Origin of the sequence: Nocardioides sp., from assembly GCF_030019515.1 — a bacterium.
Lineage (GTDB): Bacteria > Actinomycetota > Actinomycetes > Propionibacteriales > Nocardioidaceae > Nocardioides.
This window is the reverse complement of the sequence record NZ_JASEEQ010000012.1, coordinates 51,393-66,882: the sequence shown is the minus strand read 5'-3', so window position 1 is coordinate 66,882 and position 15,490 is coordinate 51,393. Positions and strand designations below refer to the sequence as shown.

The 15,490-nt window shown below is 73.6% G+C and carries 19 protein-coding genes and 2 tRNA genes; 8 read left to right on the top strand and 13 right to left on the bottom strand.

Annotated elements, in window-relative coordinates; all coding sequences use genetic code 11:
* Positions 1-240: 240 nt before the first annotated feature.
* The 3 genes from QMC84_RS16570 to QMC84_RS16560 all read right to left on the bottom strand — a co-directional run bounded on the left by QMC84_RS16570 (position 241) and on the right by QMC84_RS16560 (position 1,740).
* Positions 241-1,005 carry a helix-turn-helix transcriptional regulator gene (locus QMC84_RS16570; protein WP_300376573.1) on the bottom strand — a complete coding sequence of 255 codons (765 nt, stop codon included), beginning with the start codon at positions 1,003-1,005 and terminating at the stop codon, positions 241-243.
* Positions 1,006-1,121: 116 nt separating this feature from the next.
* Positions 1,122-1,214: transfer RNA gene (locus tag QMC84_RS16565), tRNA-Ser, on the bottom strand.
* 52 nt (positions 1,215-1,266) lie between these two features.
* Positions 1,267-1,740 (bottom strand): hypothetical protein, encoded by a 474-nt coding sequence (locus QMC84_RS16560; RefSeq protein ID WP_300376571.1) that lies wholly within the window; start codon positions 1,738-1,740, stop codon positions 1,267-1,269.
* A 110-nt stretch (positions 1,741-1,850) separates the two neighbouring features.
* Between QMC84_RS16560 and QMC84_RS16555 the strand changes: the two genes are divergently transcribed.
* A complete protein-coding gene (locus QMC84_RS16555; protein ID WP_300376569.1) occupies positions 1,851-2,234 on the top strand; it encodes a hypothetical protein in 384 nt (127 codons plus the stop codon).
* A gap of 61 nt (positions 2,235-2,295) precedes the next feature.
* Positions 2,296-2,380, top strand: a tRNA-Ser gene (locus tag QMC84_RS16550).
* Between the two features lie 124 nt (positions 2,381-2,504).
* Here the strand turns inward: QMC84_RS16550 and QMC84_RS16545 are convergent.
* The 3 genes from QMC84_RS16545 to QMC84_RS16535 are packed head-to-tail and all read right to left on the bottom strand — an operon-like array spanning position 2,505 to position 4,639.
* Complete coding sequence (locus QMC84_RS16545; protein WP_300376567.1) at positions 2,505-2,738, bottom strand: biotin/lipoyl-binding carrier protein; 234 nt, start codon at positions 2,736-2,738, stop codon at positions 2,505-2,507.
* A 33-nt stretch (positions 2,739-2,771) separates the two neighbouring features.
* Complete coding sequence (locus QMC84_RS16540) at positions 2,772-3,842, bottom strand: hypothetical protein (RefSeq protein ID WP_300376565.1); 1,071 nt, start codon at positions 3,840-3,842, stop codon at positions 2,772-2,774.
* A gap of 11 nt (positions 3,843-3,853) precedes the next feature.
* Positions 3,854-4,639: a carbon-nitrogen hydrolase family protein gene (locus QMC84_RS16535; RefSeq protein ID WP_300376563.1), complete on the bottom strand. Its 786-nt coding sequence runs from the start codon at positions 4,637-4,639 to the stop codon at positions 3,854-3,856.
* A 34-nt stretch (positions 4,640-4,673) separates the two neighbouring features.
* On the opposite strand from QMC84_RS16535, the gene QMC84_RS16530 reads away from it, so the two are divergent.
* From QMC84_RS16530 to QMC84_RS16515, 4 genes are read left to right on the top strand one after another with little or no spacing between them, the layout of a single operon-like run.
* Positions 4,674-5,243, top strand: a complete 570-nt coding sequence (locus tag QMC84_RS16530; protein ID WP_300376561.1) for an NTP transferase domain-containing protein — start codon at positions 4,674-4,676, stop codon at positions 5,241-5,243.
* Positions 5,244-5,295: 52 nt separating this feature from the next.
* Complete coding sequence (locus tag QMC84_RS16525; protein WP_300376559.1) at positions 5,296-5,664, top strand: DUF6457 domain-containing protein; 369 nt, start codon at positions 5,296-5,298, stop codon at positions 5,662-5,664.
* A gap of 35 nt (positions 5,665-5,699) precedes the next feature.
* On the top strand, positions 5,700-6,698 hold the full coding sequence (locus QMC84_RS16520; RefSeq protein ID WP_300376557.1) for an NAD(P)H-quinone oxidoreductase: 999 nt from the start codon (positions 5,700-5,702) through the stop codon (positions 6,696-6,698).
* A 29-nt stretch (positions 6,699-6,727) separates the two neighbouring features.
* On the top strand, positions 6,728-7,315 hold the full coding sequence (locus QMC84_RS16515) for a bacterial proteasome activator family protein (RefSeq protein ID WP_300376555.1): 588 nt from the start codon (positions 6,728-6,730) through the stop codon (positions 7,313-7,315).
* Positions 7,316-7,379: 64 nt separating this feature from the next.
* On the opposite strand, the gene QMC84_RS16510 is transcribed toward QMC84_RS16515, so the two are convergent.
* From QMC84_RS16510 to serS, 5 genes are read right to left on the bottom strand one after another with little or no spacing between them, the layout of a single operon-like run.
* A complete protein-coding gene (locus QMC84_RS16510) occupies positions 7,380-7,964 on the bottom strand; it encodes a hypothetical protein (RefSeq protein ID WP_300376553.1) in 585 nt (194 codons plus the stop codon).
* An 18-nt stretch (positions 7,965-7,982) separates the two neighbouring features.
* Positions 7,983-8,786: an HAD family hydrolase gene (locus QMC84_RS16505; protein WP_300376551.1), complete on the bottom strand. Its 804-nt coding sequence runs from the start codon at positions 8,784-8,786 to the stop codon at positions 7,983-7,985.
* A gap of 10 nt (positions 8,787-8,796) precedes the next feature.
* A complete protein-coding gene (locus tag QMC84_RS16500; RefSeq protein WP_300376549.1) occupies positions 8,797-9,285 on the bottom strand; it encodes a GNAT family N-acetyltransferase in 489 nt (162 codons plus the stop codon).
* Complete coding sequence (locus tag QMC84_RS16495; RefSeq protein WP_300376547.1) at positions 9,285-10,172, bottom strand: HAD family hydrolase; 888 nt, start codon at positions 10,170-10,172, stop codon at positions 9,285-9,287. The genes QMC84_RS16500 and QMC84_RS16495 overlap by 1 nt, the downstream gene beginning before the upstream one ends.
* Positions 10,169-11,443 carry a serine--tRNA ligase gene (gene serS / locus QMC84_RS16490; protein ID WP_300376545.1) on the bottom strand — a complete coding sequence of 425 codons (1,275 nt, stop codon included), beginning with the start codon at positions 11,441-11,443 and terminating at the stop codon, positions 10,169-10,171. Before serS ends, QMC84_RS16495 begins: the two co-directional genes overlap by 4 nt.
* A gap of 134 nt (positions 11,444-11,577) precedes the next feature.
* Here serS and QMC84_RS16485 point away from each other — a divergent pair, with 134 nt between their 5' ends.
* Positions 11,578-13,152, top strand: a complete 1,575-nt coding sequence (locus QMC84_RS16485; RefSeq protein WP_300376544.1) for a diacylglycerol kinase family protein — start codon at positions 11,578-11,580, stop codon at positions 13,150-13,152.
* A 311-nt stretch (positions 13,153-13,463) separates the two neighbouring features.
* On the opposite strand, the gene QMC84_RS16480 is transcribed toward QMC84_RS16485, so the two are convergent.
* Positions 13,464-13,931, bottom strand: coding sequence for a nitroreductase family deazaflavin-dependent oxidoreductase (locus QMC84_RS16480; RefSeq protein WP_300376542.1), 468 nt, complete (start codon positions 13,929-13,931; stop codon positions 13,464-13,466).
* A gap of 20 nt (positions 13,932-13,951) precedes the next feature.
* On the bottom strand, positions 13,952-14,356 hold the full coding sequence (locus QMC84_RS16475; RefSeq protein ID WP_300376540.1) for a DUF4446 family protein: 405 nt from the start codon (positions 14,354-14,356) through the stop codon (positions 13,952-13,954).
* Positions 14,357-14,500: 144 nt separating this feature from the next.
* Here QMC84_RS16475 and QMC84_RS16470 point away from each other — a divergent pair, with 144 nt between their 5' ends.
* Positions 14,501-15,364: a prephenate dehydratase gene (locus QMC84_RS16470; protein ID WP_300376538.1), complete on the top strand. Its 864-nt coding sequence runs from the start codon at positions 14,501-14,503 to the stop codon at positions 15,362-15,364.
* The last annotated feature ends 126 nt before the right edge of the window (positions 15,365-15,490 follow it).

The window sequence follows — 15,490 nt, the reverse complement described above, 5'->3', positions numbered from 1 at the left end:
AAACCTGTGAACGAACAGGTGCCTCAAGATTCTGCATTGCATGTTTCTGCAATCCTGCAGGGTTCTGCAGCCCGGATCGGGGCGCTATGGGCCCGGATCCGGTGGCAAGTCGGGTGCCTGGCGGTCGGACTGTCCCCCGTGGCAGTCCCATCGCCGGCTGCGCCGACGCCGGTCGGGAGCGTACCGGGGAGAGCGGCCGGACGTCGCCCGAGTTGCAACAACCTGCAATCCGCTCAGCGATCAGGCGCGGAGAAGCGCCCTGACCCGAACCCCGGCGGCGAACCTCGAGCGCACACCCAGCGCCTCCATGAGCTCGGCGAGGTCGGACCGGACGGTGCGGACGCTCACACCCAACGCCTCCGCGATCGCCGCGTCCCTCGTGTCCTCCGCGAGCAGGACCACCACCTGGCGCTGCCGTGGGGTGAGTTGGGACAACCCGCCGGCAACCGCCTCCTCGGCCGGGAAGGAGGAGGTCATCGCGACATGCCAGTAGTGCCACGCCGCAGCCAGGCAGCCGGGCGCGGTCACGGCCATCAGCGTCGGCTCGTCGTCGATGAACGGCCCTTGGAGCAGGACGTAGCGCCGGTCGACGATCTTCATCTGCACCGGGCCGACGCCGAAGCGGTAGCAGCCCGGCTCCTCGCTGGCCAGGAACAGTCGCGCCTCTGGGTCGCAACCGTCGTGGTCGAACAGACTGACCATCCGCAGGCCGTGCTCGATCAGCCACCGGTTGTAAGGCACGCTGACCCGCATCTGGGGCATCGTCCCGGAGGGACGCACCGACATCAGCTCGCGCCAACCGCGAATGTCCTCCCGCATCCACTCGTTGATGCCGGAGTAGGTGCGCGCAACGACCTCCGCGCCGCGCGACTCCCCACGAGCGAGCGCCGCGGCGACCTCGCTGCGCCGGACCTGGAGCGCGGCGGCGGCGTCCAGCGCGGCCTGACGCTGTGCCTCGCGGATCCGACTGTGCGGGCCGATACCGACCCCGACCTGCTCGACCATCGAACGTTGGAACCCCCGAAATCCTCGCTGCACCTCACCGTAGCCGGGGGCCTCGGCGGGCGCGGAAGAACGAGAGAACCGCCCCGACACGCGAGGCGGCGCCGGGGCGGTTCGGCTGGCGGAGGCGGCGGGATTTGAACCCGCGAGAGGGGTTTGCCCTCAACCCGCTTAGCAGGCGGGCGCCATAGACCGGACTAGGCGACGCCTCCCCGACAGCCCGCACAGGCTACAAGGCCCCGGCGCGGACGACCAATCAGGGTGCTACAGCGGCCGCAGGCCCTGGCCGTGCTGGAGGTGCCGTTGGAGGTCGCGCACGAACTCGTCCCGATCCGCCGCCAGGGCGTGGACCGGGATCGTGGTGGTGCGACCCTCGGTCAGCCTCAGCCGGACCACGGGGACACCGCCCGGCGAGGCGGTCACCGCCTCCTCGACCTCCCGCCAGCCCGCGGCGGTGACGCCCGCCCCGCGCACCAGCCGGACCCGGTAGCCCTCGGCCCCGAGGTGGACCACGGCGACCCGCTGCGAGATCACGTAGGCGGCGGTGAGGGTGGCCGCGGCCCCGACCACCGCGACGGCCAGCAGGAGCACGCCCGGCAGCCGGAGGGCGACGACCAGCACCGTCACCACCACCAGCAGCACGGCGAGAGAGACCAGGAGTCCCCCCACGAACCGGGCAGCGAAGGCCGGCGCGAGCCGATAGTCGGACACCTGGGGGGCAGCGGAGCCGTCAGCCATGGCTTGATTGAACAAGACACCGGATTCGCACCCCGCAGCGGGTTGTGGTCTCGCCCGACCGGGGTGACACTCGAAGTCCCCCCACCGCTCCGGGCCGCCGGGAGGTTCCGATGACCGTCACCACGACCGGGATGTCATTCGCGCTGCAGGGCCTGCGCCAGGCCCTCGACTCCCTGAGCGAGCCGGGAGCCTCGCTCGGCAGCTGGCGGTGGTCGGTCCGCCAGCAGATGGCGGGGGTCCGCGACGCTCTCCTCGCCGAGGCGGAGCACGCCGGCGAGGGCTGGCTGGTCGCCCGCAAGGGCAGCGTGCTCCGCGAGCGCACGATGCTCCTCACCCGGCTGAGTGCCCTCGGCACCCCGGTGCTCGAGAGCGACGAGGTCGACGCGGTCCGCGCCGAGCTCGACCGGCTGCTGGTCGACCTCGGTCGGCACGCCCAGCGGCTGCACGACCTGGCCTACGACGAGGTCGAGCTCGAGCTCGGCGGCTCGGAGTAGCCACCGAGCTCTCGGCCGCACGCCCCTACACTCGTCGGGTGTCCCGGGCCCGCCCGGGCACGGAGGGGTGCCGGAGTGGCCGATCGGAACCGCCTTGAAAGCGGTCGTAGGGAGACCTACCGCGGGTTCGAATCCCGCCCCCTCTGCGCTGTCTGCTGCCCCGGACCGAGCCCGCGGAGTCCGGGGTCCAGCAGCGAGGTCGAGTAGCCGCGCGGCCGAGGGACGAGGCCGCGACCGGCATATCGAGACCGACCGCCGCAGCGGAGGAGGTCAGCCGGCGACGATCTCCACGAGCACGTCGCCCTCCTGGACCACGTCGCCCGGGGCGACCTTCACCGCACGCACGGTGCCGGACGCCTCGATGAGGACCGGGATCTCCATCTTCATCGACTCCAGCAGCACGACCGTGTCCCCCGCCGCGACCGGATCGCCTGGAGCCACGGCAACGCTCAGCACGTTGGCCACCATCTCCGCCACGACCTCGGTCACCTGCTCACGCGCCATGATCGTGAACCTAGTCGTTACTCGCCCGTAGGCTCACCGCAGCGCCCGGGTGCGGCTCGGTTCGGGGCGCAGCGCGGTCGCCTCCTCGGCGCGCCGGCCGCGACGGCCCCCGCCGCCGCGCGGGCCGGTGAGGGCCAGGTCGAGCCGGATCACGACGAAGCCGAGCACCAGGCCGACGACCACGCCGTACACCGCCGAGAGCCCGCTCTCCAGGAGCGTGATCCGCGGGTTCACCAGCGCCACCGCGACCGGCAGCGTCGCCGCCACCCCGAACGCGCAGACCCACCAGCCCTGCCGTCGCCGGGCCCGCATGTGGGTGCCCCAGGCGAGCGCCGGGACGCCGAGCAGCGCCTCGAGCGGCCGGGGGAACGCGCCGAGGTGGTCGCGGCTCCAGTCGACGACGCCGAGCAGGCTGTCGACCAGGCCCGGGGTGCCGTAGCGGCGCAGGAGCTCGGCGTACGCCAAGGTCACCGCGAGCAGGACGCTGCCCATCAGCACCGTCACCACGCCGCGCCGGCCCAGCCCGTGCAGGCCGGCGCCGAGCCGGTAGACGATCACCAGGGCGCCGAAGAAGGACAGCGACAGGGTGGCGTACTCGAACCGCTCCACGGTGACCACCGGCTCGAACCCGACGGTCGCCAGGGCGCCGATCGCGGCGACGACGACGGCGAGCGACACCTCGCGCACCACGTGCACGAAGCGGACCGCCGGCACCGTCGCCATCACGGCCAGCACCGCCGAGACCGCACAGGTCAGCACGGCCGCGCCGGTGCGCAGCGAGTCGTCGTCGCTGACGACCACGACCACCCCGAGGACCAGGGCCAGCAGCCCGACCACGACCGGACGGCCGCCGGTGCGCGCCGCGAGCGCCCAGGCGTACGCCGTCACCACGGCGACCGACCCGTAGCCGCACAGCCAGCCGGGGCCGACCTCGGCCAGGCAGGACACGAGCGCCCCCAGCCCGGCGAGCACGACCAGCACCCACACGACGACCGGGACCCACGAGCTGGCGACCCGCTCGGCACGGGTGCGCAGCCCGGTCGCGGCCCGCGTCCGGCGCGACGGCGGCCGCTCGGCTCGACGACGCGGGGCGGACCTGGACACGAGAGGTGAGGTTACAGACGCCGGTTCGCCAGGGACGGGTTGGTCCGGCGGGCGGCCGCGAGCTCCTCGAGGTCGACCGTCGCGGTCAGGACCGCCGCGTCCTCGCCGGCCTCCGCCAGCACGTCGCCGAGCGGGTCGACCACCATCGAGTGCCCCGCGTAGCGCGGTCCGGGCTGGCCCGCGGCGGCGACGAACACGGTGTTCTCGATCGCCCGGGCGCGCACCAGGGTGCGCCAGTGGTCGACCTTGCGCGGCCCGGCGACCCAGGCCGACGGCACGACGAGCAGCTGCGCCCCGCCATCGACCAGCGCCCGGGCCATCTCGGGGAAGCGCAGGTCGTAGCAGGTCATCAGGCCCACTCGGACCCCGCCGATCCCGACCACCACCGCCGGCCCCGTCGGTCCCGCGCTGAGCCGGTCGGACTCGCGGTAGCCGAAGGAGTCGTAGAGGTGCACCTTGCGGTACGACGCGTCCGCGGCGCCGCGCAGCACCAGGGTGTTGAACGGCCGGGCCGGGTCGTCGCCGGCCTCGAACATCCCGGCCACGACCGTGGTCCCGCGCTCGGCGGCCACCCGCGCCACCTCGACCGCGAACGGCCCGTCGAGCGGCTCGGCGTACGCGCTCACGTCCGAGCCCGCCTCCCCGAAGTCGCGGGCGAACGCCTCGGGGAACACCACGAGGTCGGAGCCGGCCGGAGCGAGCTCGGCCAGCAGCCGGCGGTTCGCCTCGGGCTCGAGGCCGGAGGCGTGCTGGACAAGGGTGATCCGCAGGCGGGGTGCGGGGGCGACGGGGGGCACGCACCCAGGGTGCCACCGGTGGAAGACTGACCGCATGGTCCTCCCCCCGGGCACCACGGGCTTCTGCGCGATCGTCCTCGCCGGCGGCCGTGCCGAGCGCCTGGACGGCGCGGACAAGGCGTCGGTCGAGTACCGCGGCCGGACCCTCCTCGAGCACGCGATCGAGGCGCTCCTGGACGCCTCGGAGGTCGTGGTCGTCGGCGACCCGGTGCCGACCACCCGGCCGGTGACGTTCACCCGCGAGAGCCCGCGGTACGGCGGCCCGGTCGCCGGGCTGCTCACCGGCCGCGACGCCCTGGTCCGCACGCCCCGGACGCTCGGCGTGCTCGCGGTGGACATGCCCCGGGTGACCTCGTGGACGTTCCGGCGGCTGCACGAGGCCGCGGTCGGGCGCGACGGGGCGTTCCTGACCGACCAGGACGGGTACCGTCAGCTCGCCGGGGTCCTCGACGCCGCCCGTCTCGACCAGGTGCGACCCGACTACGAGGGCCAGCACGGCATGGCCCTGCGCCGGCTGCTGAGCGGTCTGGACCTCGTCGACGTGCCCCCCGAGGGCGACGAGGGACGCGACGTCGACACGTGGACCGACCTGCGCGACCTGTGACGCTGCTGACGAGGGGTTGCGAGCCGGCCGGGTTACCGGAAATCTGGCCCCTGTGAACCTCCACGACTGGATCGACGAGCTGAGCGACGTGCTCGATGTGGACACCGAGCTGGACGAGGCGCTGATCCTCGACCTGGCCCGGGCCGCCGCCCACAACGTCGCGCGACCGGCGGCGCCGATCACGACGTTCCTCCTCGGGTTCGCCGCCGGGTCGCAGGACGCCGACCCCGACGCCGTGGAGGCCCTCGCCGCCAAGGCACAGGCCCTCGCCGACGGCTGGGACCGTCCGGCGAACGCGCCCGACCCCGACGACATCAACGACCCGGTCCCGGACGACAGCGTCGTGGACCACACCGGGGACGTCTTCGACGACGAGAGCGCCGCGGACGACGGGGACGCCGGCGACGACCGGGAGGACTGACGCCGGCCTGCGCAGCCGACTCCTAGGCTGACCCCATGCGTGCCGTGATCGCCAGCGGGGCCGGCGGCCCCGAGGTCCTGTCCGTCGCCGAGCTCCCCGACCCCGAGCCGGGCCCCGGCGAGGTCGTGCTCGCGGTCGCGGCCGCCGGCCTCAACCGCGCGGACCTGCTGCAGCGGCAGGGCTTCTACCCGCCGCCGCCGGGCGCCTCCGACGTGATCGGCATGGAGTGCAGCGGGACCGTCGCCGCCGTCGGCGAGGGGGTCGAGGGCTGGACGGTCGGCGACCGGGCGTGCGCGCTGCTCGCCGGGGGCGGGTACGCCGAGCTGGTCGCCGTACCGGCCGGGCAGCTGATGCCGGTGCCCGAGGGCGTCGACCTGGTCACCGCCGCCGCGCTGCCGGAGGTGGCGTGCACCGTGTGGTCGAACGTGTTCATGGTCGCCGGCCTCACGCCCGGCGAGACGATCCTGGTGCACGGCGGCGCCGGCGGCATCGGGACCTTCGCGATCCAGCTCGCGCACCGGCTCGGCGCCCGGGTCCTCACCACGGCCGGCACCGCCGAGAAGCGCGCCGCGTGCGCGGCCCTCGGCGCCGACGTCACGATCGACTACCGCGACCAGGACTTCGTCGAGGAGGCCCGGGCCGCGACCGAGGGGCGGGGCGTGGACGTGATCCTCGACAACATGGGGGCGAAGTACCTGGACCGCAACCTGGACGCGCTCGCCACCGAGGGCCGGCTGGTGATCATCGGGATGCAGGGCGGCACCCGGGCCGAGCTGGACATCAACAAGCTGCTGCGCAAGCGCGCCGCGATCATCGCCACCACGCTGCGGGCCCGGCCCACCGAGGAGAAGTCGGCGATCTGCGCCGCGGTCGTCGAGCACGTGTGGCCGCTGGTGGCCGAGGGCCTGGTCCGGCCGGTGGTGCACGGCACCCGGCCGATCGCCGAGGTCGCTGCCGCGCACGCCCTGATGGAGTCGGGCGAGCACAGCGGGAAGATCCTGCTCACCGTCCGGCCCGAGGCCGACCCCGGGTGAAGCGCGCACCGGGTGGATACGGTGGTCCCATGAGCGAGCAGCCCGGACAGGACGAGCAGGAGCAGCAGGTCGTGATCATCGGCCCCGACGGCCAGCCGATGGGCTCCGTCCCGGCGTCCGCGCTCGACCGCGGCGAGGGCGGCGAGGGCGGCGACGAGGACGACGAGCGGGCCCTCACCGACCTGGTCGAGCAGCCGGCGAAGGTGATGCGGATCGGCAGCATGATCCGCCAGCTGCTCGAGGAGGTGAAGGCCGCGCCCCTCGACGAGGCGAGCCGCAACCGGCTCAAGGAGATCCACCAGGCCTCGATCAAGGAGCTCGAGGCCGGGCTCGCGCCGGAGCTGGTCGAGGAGCTGGACCGGCTGACGCTGCCGTTCACCGAGGACACGGTCCCCTCCGACGGGGAGCTGCGGATCGCGCAGGCCCAGCTGGTCGGCTGGCTCGAGGGCCTCTTCCACGGCATCCAGACCGCGATCTACGCCCAGCAGATGGCCGCGCGCGCCCAGTTCGAGCAGATCCGCCGGGCGCTCCCCCAGGGGATGACCCCTGCCCCCGGCCAACCCACCGCCGACGGGCAGGCTCCGCGCCCGGGCGACTCGGGCGGCATGTACCTCTAGTCCGTCCCAGCAGGTGGTCGTCCGGCTCGCACCTGGCGGCCGGAACCCGCAAGCGCCCGGATCGCTAGGCCCGACGGCGGCCCAGGCCGGCGACGAGCAGCAGACCGAGCACACCCGCGATGACGAGCGCGGCCCCGGGCGCGGCGACCCGCTCGAAGCTGGTGGGCTGCTCGCCGACCACCGTGAACGTGGCCTCCGGCGGCTCGGGCGGCGTGGCCGGACGGCCCTCGCCGAGCAGCCGCTCCACGCGACGGACCAGGGCGTCGGTCGCGGGCGCCGTCCCCGCGGTGCTGGTGGTCTCGAGGTCGGCGCCCTGCGTGAAGAACACGTAGTCGGTGCCGGTGCTCAGGTCCGGCAGCCCGCAGGCTCGCGACCGGGCCGGGCTCGTGACCGTCGCCTCGGTGCCGTCGAGGTCGCCCTTGTAGAGCCGGTCGATGCGGACCGTGTAGACCACCGTCCGGCCCTGCTCGGCCCGCTCCTCGACCGAGCCGGCGAAGACGTCGTCGGCCTGCATGGCCTGCTGGCCCAGGCCGGTCCGCGACGCCGGGCAGGCCAGGGCGGGCGCAGCCGTGGCACCGGTCGCCACGACCCCGCCGCCGGCCAGCAGCAGCGCGGCCAGCAGGACTCGGGGCAGACGGGTCGGGGACACGGCGACCATCTCAACAGATCACAGGTCGAAGACACCAGCCAGGACCCGGGCCACGCCGTCCTCGTCGTGCCCGGGCGCGACGTGGTCGGCGGCTGCGGTGACGGTGGGGTGGGCGTCGGCCATGGCGTACGACGTGCCGGCCCAGGCGAGCATCGGCAGGTCGTTCGGCATGTCCCCGAAGGCGATCACCTCATCCGCCTCGACCCCGAGGTCCGCGCACAGCAGCGCGAGCGTGGACGCCTTGGTCACCCCGGGGGCACTGATCTCGAGCAGCGAGCTCGCGGAGGACCAGGTGATCACCAGCCGGCCGCCGAGCGCCTCCTCGGCGAGGTCCCAGAACTCCTGCGGCGCCAGCTCCTCGTGGCGGGCGAGCAGCTTGACCGCCGGCCGGTCGAACAGCTCGGCGAGCGGTGCCCGCCGGGCGTCGTCCGGCAGCGGGTGCCGCTCGAGGAAGGCGGGCTCCAGGCCGATGCCGTCCACGGTCTCGACCGCGAACGTCGTACCGGGCAGGGCGGCACGCAGCAGCTCGCACGCCTCGAGCCCGAGCCGCGGGTCGATCGGGCGGAGCAGGTGCACGTCGTGGCGGCCGACGTCCCAGACGAGGGCGCCGTTGGCGACGACCGCGAGGCCGTGCTCGCCGACGTAGTCGAACACCTCCTCGGCCCAGCGCAGCGGCCGGCCGGTCACGAACACCACGACCGTGCCGGTCGCCTCGACGGCGGCGAGGACCTGGCGGGTGTACTGCGAGACCGTGCCGTCGGAGCGGACCAGGGTGCCGTCGAGGTCGGTGGCGACCAGGCGCGGTGGTCTCGAGGCTCGCACCGCCCGCACCTCAGCCACCGGTCGGCAGCGGCCTCGCCATCACGAGCTCGCCGTCCTCGTTGCTGCCGCGCAGCTCGGTGAAGCCGCACTTCGCGAGCACCCGGACGCTCGCGGTGTTCGCGGGGTCGACGCTGGCGCGGACCCGGACGCCCACGCGGTCGGTCTCGGCGAGCAGGGCGCGCAGCGCCTCGGTCGCGAACCCCCAGCCGCGGGCCTCCGCCACGAGGCCGAAGCCGACCTCGGCCTCGGGGACCCCGTCGCCGGCCGGCTGCGGCGGCCCGAAGAAGCCGATCGACCCCAGCGCGGTCTCGCCCCGCACCACGTGGCGCGGCGCCCACGGGTCGTCGGGCCGGTAGATCGTCGCGGCGTCCCGGTCGTCGCGCCGCGGGTAGTCGCGGTGCCAGCCGTCCCGGTGTCGGCCCGCGCGGATGTCGGCGGCGTCCTGCGGCGTCCACAGCGGCAGCCGGAGCCGCTCGCTGGTGACGACCTCGGGCAGCATCAGGAGCGCCCGTCCCCGAGCCCCTGGGTCGAGGAGGGCGTGCTGCGCCCGTCGCCGAACCACTGGTCGAGCTCGGTGGCGACGCCGTCGTCGTAGACGGTGCCCGTGACGTCGTCGGCGGCGGCCAGCACGTCCTCGATGGCCTGGCCCATCGCCACCCCGCGGTGGGCCCACTCGAACATCTCGAGGTCGTTGCGGCCGTCACCGATTGCGAGCGTCTCGTCGGAGGAGACGCCGAGCTCCTTGGCGACGTACTCCAGCCCGGACGCCTTGGAGACGCCGACCGGGGCGAGGTCGAGCCACGCGGTCCAGCCGACGACGTAGTTGGTGCCCTGCAGCCCGAGCCCCGCGGCGAGGGCCACGAACTCGTCGGCGGTCGACTCGGGGTCGCGGATGATGACCCGGCTGACCTCGATGGCCAGCAGCTCGTCGATCCCGGTGACGATCATGTCGCCGGAGAGCTCGCCGTCGGGGAAGTGCGAGTTGACCCGGTAGCCGACGCCGCGCTCCTCGACCGCGACCAGCGCCGTCGGGTGCCGGTCGAGGATCGCCTCGACCGCGGGCCGGGCGTCGAAGGTCTCCTCGTGCACGACCTCGAGGGGCGGGTAGCGGAACACCACGGCGCCGTTGGACGCCACCACCCACAGCCGGTCGCGGTCGGCGCCCTGCAGCTCGAGCAGGTCGGCCACGTTGGTCATGCCGTGCGGCGAGCGACCGCTCGCCAGCACCACGTGGGCTCCGGCGTCCAGGGCGCGGCGCACCGACGCCTTGACCGCGGGGGAGATCTCCTCGCGGGTGGTGCCCGAGCCCTCAACCCACTTCAAGATGGTGCCGTCGATGTCCAGGGCGACCAGGCGGGGCCGCCAGCCGTCCGCAGGCGCGCTCACGTGGTGACCGGCTCCAGGACGTCGCGGCCGAGCCACGGCTGGAGCGCCTTCGGCACGCGCACCGAGCCGTCGGCCTGCTGGTGGGTCTCGAGTACGGCGACGATCGTGCGGGTGATCGCGCAGAGCGTCCCGTTGAGCGTCGAGATCGGCTTGATCTCCGACCCGAACCGGCCCCGGGTGTCGAGGCGCCGGGTTTGGAACTCGGTGCAGTTCGACGTCGAGGTGAGCTCGCGGTAGCGGCCCTGGGTGGGGATCCACGCCTCGCAGTCGAACTTCCGCTGCGCCGAGAGGCCCAGGTCGCCGGCGGCCACGTCGATCACGCGGTAGGCCAGCTCGAGCTTCTCGAGGAACTCCTTCTCCCACGCGAGCAGCCGCTGGTGCTCGGCGTACGACTCCTCGGTCGTGGTGTAGACGAACATCTCGACCTTGTCGAACCAGTGCACCCGGATGATGCCCTTGGTGTCCTTGCCGTGCGAGCCGGCCTCCTTGCGGAAGCACGGGCTGAACGCCGCGTAGCGCAGCGGCAGCGCGGCGCCATCGAGGATCTCGTCGGAGTGGTAGGCCGCCATCGGGACCTCGGAGGTCCCGACGAGGTACATGTCCTGGCCCTCGATCCGGTAGACGTCGTCGGCGGCCTGGCCGAGGAACCCGGTGCCGTCCATCGCGCGCGGCTTGACCATCGACGGCGCGATGACCGGCGTGAAGCCCGCCTCGCGGGCCTGCTGCATCGCCAGGTTGACCAGCGCCAGCTCGAGCTCGGCGCCGGCACCGGTGAGGAAGTAGAAGCGCGACCCGGACACCTTGGCGCCCCGGTCGAGGTCGATCGCGCCGAGCAGCCGGCCCAGCTCGATGTGGTCGCGCGGCTCGAACCCGTCGGCCGCGAAGTCGCGCGGCGTGCCGATCTCCTCGAGCACGACGTAGTCGTCCTCGCCCCCGGCGGGCGCCTCCTCGGCGGCGATGTTGGGGATGCCCATCAGCGCGGCCTGCCAGGTCTCCTCGGCCGCGCCCTGGACTGCCTCGGCCTCCTTGACCTCGGCCGCGAGGGTCTTGGTCTGCACCAGCAGTGCCTGCTTCTCCTCGCCGCTCGCCTGCGGGATCAGCCTGCCGAGCTGCTTCTGCTCGGCACGCTTGGCCTCGAACGCGGCGATCGCGCGGCGGCGCTCACCGTCCGCGGCGAGCGCCCGGTCCACGACCTCGTCGGACAGACCGCGCTTGGCCTGGGCGGCGCGCACGCGGTCGGGCTCGTCTCGGAGGACGCGCGGGTCGATCATCTCGGGGTCCCCGCGGAGTCGGGAGCGCAGCGAGTGACTTCGTGGGGTGAGGTCATGTCGCAAGGCTATCCGGGCCGCACACCGCGAGCCGCACCGATTCCTCCCCGGGCGCCCGGCATGGAAAACTCGGGCCCGTGCTCGACCGCCCCCGCACCACCCTGCTCACCTGGACGGCGGCGCTCCTCGTCCTGTTCGTCCTGGTCACGACCGCCGTGCAGACCGGCTGGGGCCCGGTGACGTCGATCGACGACCGCGGCCGGGGTGTCGAGCAGTGGGCGGTCGACGAGCGCTGGCTGCGGATCCCGCTGCGGTGGATCGAGATCGGCTTCGGCGCGATCGGCACCTGGGTCATCGTCGGCGTGCTCGCCGTACTCCTGTTCGTCCGGCACCACCGCCGGGCCGCGGTGTACGCCGTCGGCGTGCTGGCGGTCACCAAGATCGCCACCACGCTGCTCAAGGGCGTGTTCGGGCGGCACCGCCCGGACTGGCAGAACACCGAGAACCTGCTGCACAGCAACGCCTACCCCAGCGGCCACTCCTCCTCGATCGTCGCGCTGGCGGGCGTGGCCGCCGTGCTGGTGATGATGCTCGTCCGGCGGCGCAGCGCCCGGCACGCGGCGTACGCCGTGCTCGCGGTGCTCGTCGTGGTCGTCTGCCTCGACCGGGTGCTGCTCGGCCGCCACTACCCGAGCGACGTGGTCGGCGGCGCGCTGCTCGGCGCGATCGTCGTGCTGCTGGGAGTGGTGATCCAGAGCCCGCTCCCCCGCAGCCACGCCGCGAGCGTCGAGCCGCTGGCGGAGGTCTTCGGGTCCGAGCACCGGCTGGCGGTGATCCTCAACCCGATCAAGGTGGAGGACGTCGGCCAGTTCGAGGCGCTGGTCAACGCGATGGCCGCCGAGGCCGGCTGGTCCGCGCCGAGCTGGCACTACACGACCATCGAGGACCCCGGCACCGGGATGGCCGAGGCCGCCGCCGTCGCGGGCACCGACCTGGTGCTGGTGTGCGGCGGCGACGGCACCGTGCGCGAGGTCTGCGCCGAGCTGGCCGGCACCGGCATCCCGGTGGGGATCATCCCCGCCGGCACCGGGAACCTGCTGGCGCGCAACCTCGACATCCCGCTCTACCTGCGCGCGGCGATCGACGTCGCCCTCACCGGCCAGGACCGCGCGATCGATCTCGTGGAGGTCTCCGGCGACGGCTTCGAGGACACCCACTTCATGGTGATGGCCGGGATGGGCTTCGACGCCGCGATCATGGAGGGCGTCAACGAGGACATCAAGAAGCGGGTCGGCTGGCTGGCCTACGTGCTCTCCGCGCTCAAGTCGCTGATGTTCCCCGCCGTCCGGGTCGAGGTCTCGGTCGACGACGGACCGTTCACCAGGCACCGGGCCCGCACCGTCGTGGTCGGCAACGTCGGCTTCCTCCAGGCCGGGATGCCGCTGCTGCCGGACGCCGCGATCGACGACGGCGTCCTCGACGTGGTGCTGCTGCACCCGAACCGGTTCCTGTCCTGGATCCCGCTGGCCTACCGGGTGCTGGCCAAGCGGCCGCGCACCGACGACCTGATCAACCGGATGACCGGCCACACCGTGGTCGTGCGCGCCGCCACCGACACCCCCCGCCAGCTGGACGGCGACTCGATCGGCCCGGGCCGCGAGCTCCGGATGACCTGCGTCCACGGCCGGCTGCTGGTCCGCGTCCCGCGCTAGACCGCGAGTCGGCGCATCTTGCCCGCCCAGGAGGCTCGAGTCGGCGCATCTTGCCCGCCCAGGGAGCTCGAGTCGGCGCACATCTTGCCCGCCCAGGAGGCTCGAGTCGGCGCGTCTTGCCCGCACAGGAGGCTCGAGTCGGCGCATCTTGCCCGCCCAGGAGGCTCGAGTCGGCGCATCTTGCCCGCCCAGGGGGCTCGAGTCGGCGCATCTTGCCCGCTCTGTCCACCGAGTCTGCGAACGGTGCGGGCACTTCGCGCCGACTCGACAGTTCCCGGTGAGCAGGACGCGCCGGCCCGGCGATCGGTAGGTCAGCGCGGCGTGAGCCGGACGACCGGGAGCTCGCGGCCGGTCCGTGCGGCGTACGTGGCGTAGTTCGGCCAGGTCCGCAGCATCGCCGCCCAGGCCTCGTCGCGCTCGGGGCCGGCCAGCAGCCGGGCGTCGGCGGCGACCGTGTGGCCCCGGAAGGTGACCAGCGGCTCCTCGGCCGCCAGCAGGTTGGCGACCCAGGCGGGCGGCGTCGGGGCGCCCCAGTTGGAGCCTGCGACCAGCCAGCCGTCGCCCTGCGGGACACACAGCAGCGGCGTCGACCGCAGCACGCCGGTACGCCGCCCCGGGACCTGGAGCAGCAGCTCGGGCAGTCCCGCGAAGGTGAGCAGGTCCAGCCGGCCGCGGGTGAGGCGCTGGATCGTCAGGTCGAGACCGACGATCACGCGGTCGAACCGCGGCAGCCAGGGCTGTGCCCCCAGGCGCAGTGCCAGCCACCGCAGCGGGTTCATGGCCGGAGCATAGGCGCCGCTCAGCCCCGGGGGCGGGCGTTCTCGACCGCCTCCAGCTCCTCGGGCGAGAGCTGCTGGTCGCAGCGCCACCCACGGATGCTCTTGGCGTAGGTCCGGGCGTCGCTGCGGCCGTGGATCGAGGTGAGCACCACGCCGTCGCCGCTGTCGTCGAGGAGCGCCAGCGACCAGGACAGGTGGCCACCCATGTCACCGAACGCGTCGTAGCGCACCACCGCGAGGTGGCGCAGTGCGGCCGCGGCCTCGGCCCGCAGCGCCGCCACCTCCCGGCGCAGGCCGTGCACGTCCTCGGGCAGGGCGTCGACTCCCTCGCCCCGGCCGGGCGCAGTCCGGCGCAGGGTCACCGCACCGACCACGAGGGCGACCAGCAGCGCGACGACGGCGACGAGCACGGCCAGGATCTCCACGGGCCCGAGACTATGTCGCGCCCCCTCCGCCGGCCGGCCACCGGATCCGGCCTGGCGCGCCGCGGGGGCCGACGCGACGGGCGGACGCATCGACGGCGGACACCCCACCCGGGCGGTCGGCCGGTGCGTGGGACGATGAGCGCCGTGACCCGACGCATCGCCTACCAGGGGGAGCCCGGCTCCAACTCCCACCAGGTCTGCAAGCAGCACTACCCCGACTGGGAGGCGGTGCCCTGCGCGTCGTTCGAGGACGTCTTCGCCGCCGTCGAGGGCGGCCCGGGGGCCGCACCGATCGCCGATCTCGCGATGATCCCGATCGACAACTCGATCGCCGGCCGGGTCGCCGACATCCACCACTTCCTCCCCGGCTCGGGCCTCCACATCATCGCCGAGCACTTCCTGCGGATCCGCTTCCACCTGCTCGGGGTGCCGGGCTCCTCCCTGGAGACGATCACGACCGTGCACAGCCACGTGCACGCGCTGGGCCAGTGCCGCAAGGTGATCCGCGAGCACGGCCTGACGCCGGTGATCGCGGGCGACACCGCGGGCGCCGCCCGCGAGGTCGCCGAGCTGGGCGACCCGACCCTGGCCGCGATCTCCCCGCCGTTGGCCGCGGAGATCTACGGCCTGGAGGTGCTGGCCACGGACGTCGAGGACGAGGAGCACAACACCACCCGGTTCGTGGTGCTCTCCCCCGACCTGGTGCAGGCACCGGCTGGCAACGGTCCGGTGGTCACCAGCTTCATCTTCAACGTCCGCAACCTGCCCGCCGCGCTCTACAAGGCCCTCGGCGGCTTCGCGACCAACGGCGTGAACATGACCAAGCTGGAGAGCTACATGGTCGGCGGAGAGTTCACCGCGACCCAGTTCCTCGCCGAGGTCGACGGGCACCCCGACGACCTCGCGGTCAAGCGCGCGCTGGAGGAGCTGGCGTTCTTCACCACCGACATCAAGGTCCTCGGCGTCTACCCGGCCGACCCGTTCCGCGCCGAGGTCTCGTCCGCCTAGCCGACCCGCCGGCCTGGACCGGTCGGGCAATGCCTGCACTTCTCGGCCGAAGTTTCGGCCCACAAGTGACAACTTCCCCGGGTACCCGGGGAAACCGGCGGCGGCGAGGAGTGCTCTGCAGGTCAA

Coding starts and splice junctions, on each gene's coding strand:
- QMC84_RS16570 (WP_300376573.1), bottom strand. CDS start 1,005: ATGGTCGAGCAGGTCGGGGTCGGTATCGGCCCGCACAGTCGGATCCGC.
- QMC84_RS16560 (WP_300376571.1), bottom strand. CDS start 1,740: ATGGCTGACGGCTCCGCTGCCCCCCAGGTGTCCGACTATCGGCTCGCG.
- QMC84_RS16555 (WP_300376569.1), top strand. CDS start 1,851: ATGACCGTCACCACGACCGGGATGTCATTCGCGCTGCAGGGCCTGCGC.
- QMC84_RS16545 (WP_300376567.1), bottom strand. CDS start 2,738: ATGGCGCGTGAGCAGGTGACCGAGGTCGTGGCGGAGATGGTGGCCAAC.
- QMC84_RS16530 (WP_300376561.1), top strand. CDS start 4,674: ATGGTCCTCCCCCCGGGCACCACGGGCTTCTGCGCGATCGTCCTCGCC.
- QMC84_RS16520 (WP_300376557.1), top strand. CDS start 5,700: ATGCGTGCCGTGATCGCCAGCGGGGCCGGCGGCCCCGAGGTCCTGTCC.
- QMC84_RS16515 (WP_300376555.1), top strand. CDS start 6,728: ATGAGCGAGCAGCCCGGACAGGACGAGCAGGAGCAGCAGGTCGTGATC.
- QMC84_RS16500 (WP_300376549.1), bottom strand. CDS start 9,285: ATGCTGCCCGAGGTCGTCACCAGCGAGCGGCTCCGGCTGCCGCTGTGG.
- serS (WP_300376545.1), bottom strand. CDS start 11,443: ATGATCGACCCGCGCGTCCTCCGAGACGAGCCCGACCGCGTGCGCGCC.
- QMC84_RS16480 (WP_300376542.1), bottom strand. CDS start 13,931: ATGAACCCGCTGCGGTGGCTGGCACTGCGCCTGGGGGCACAGCCCTGG.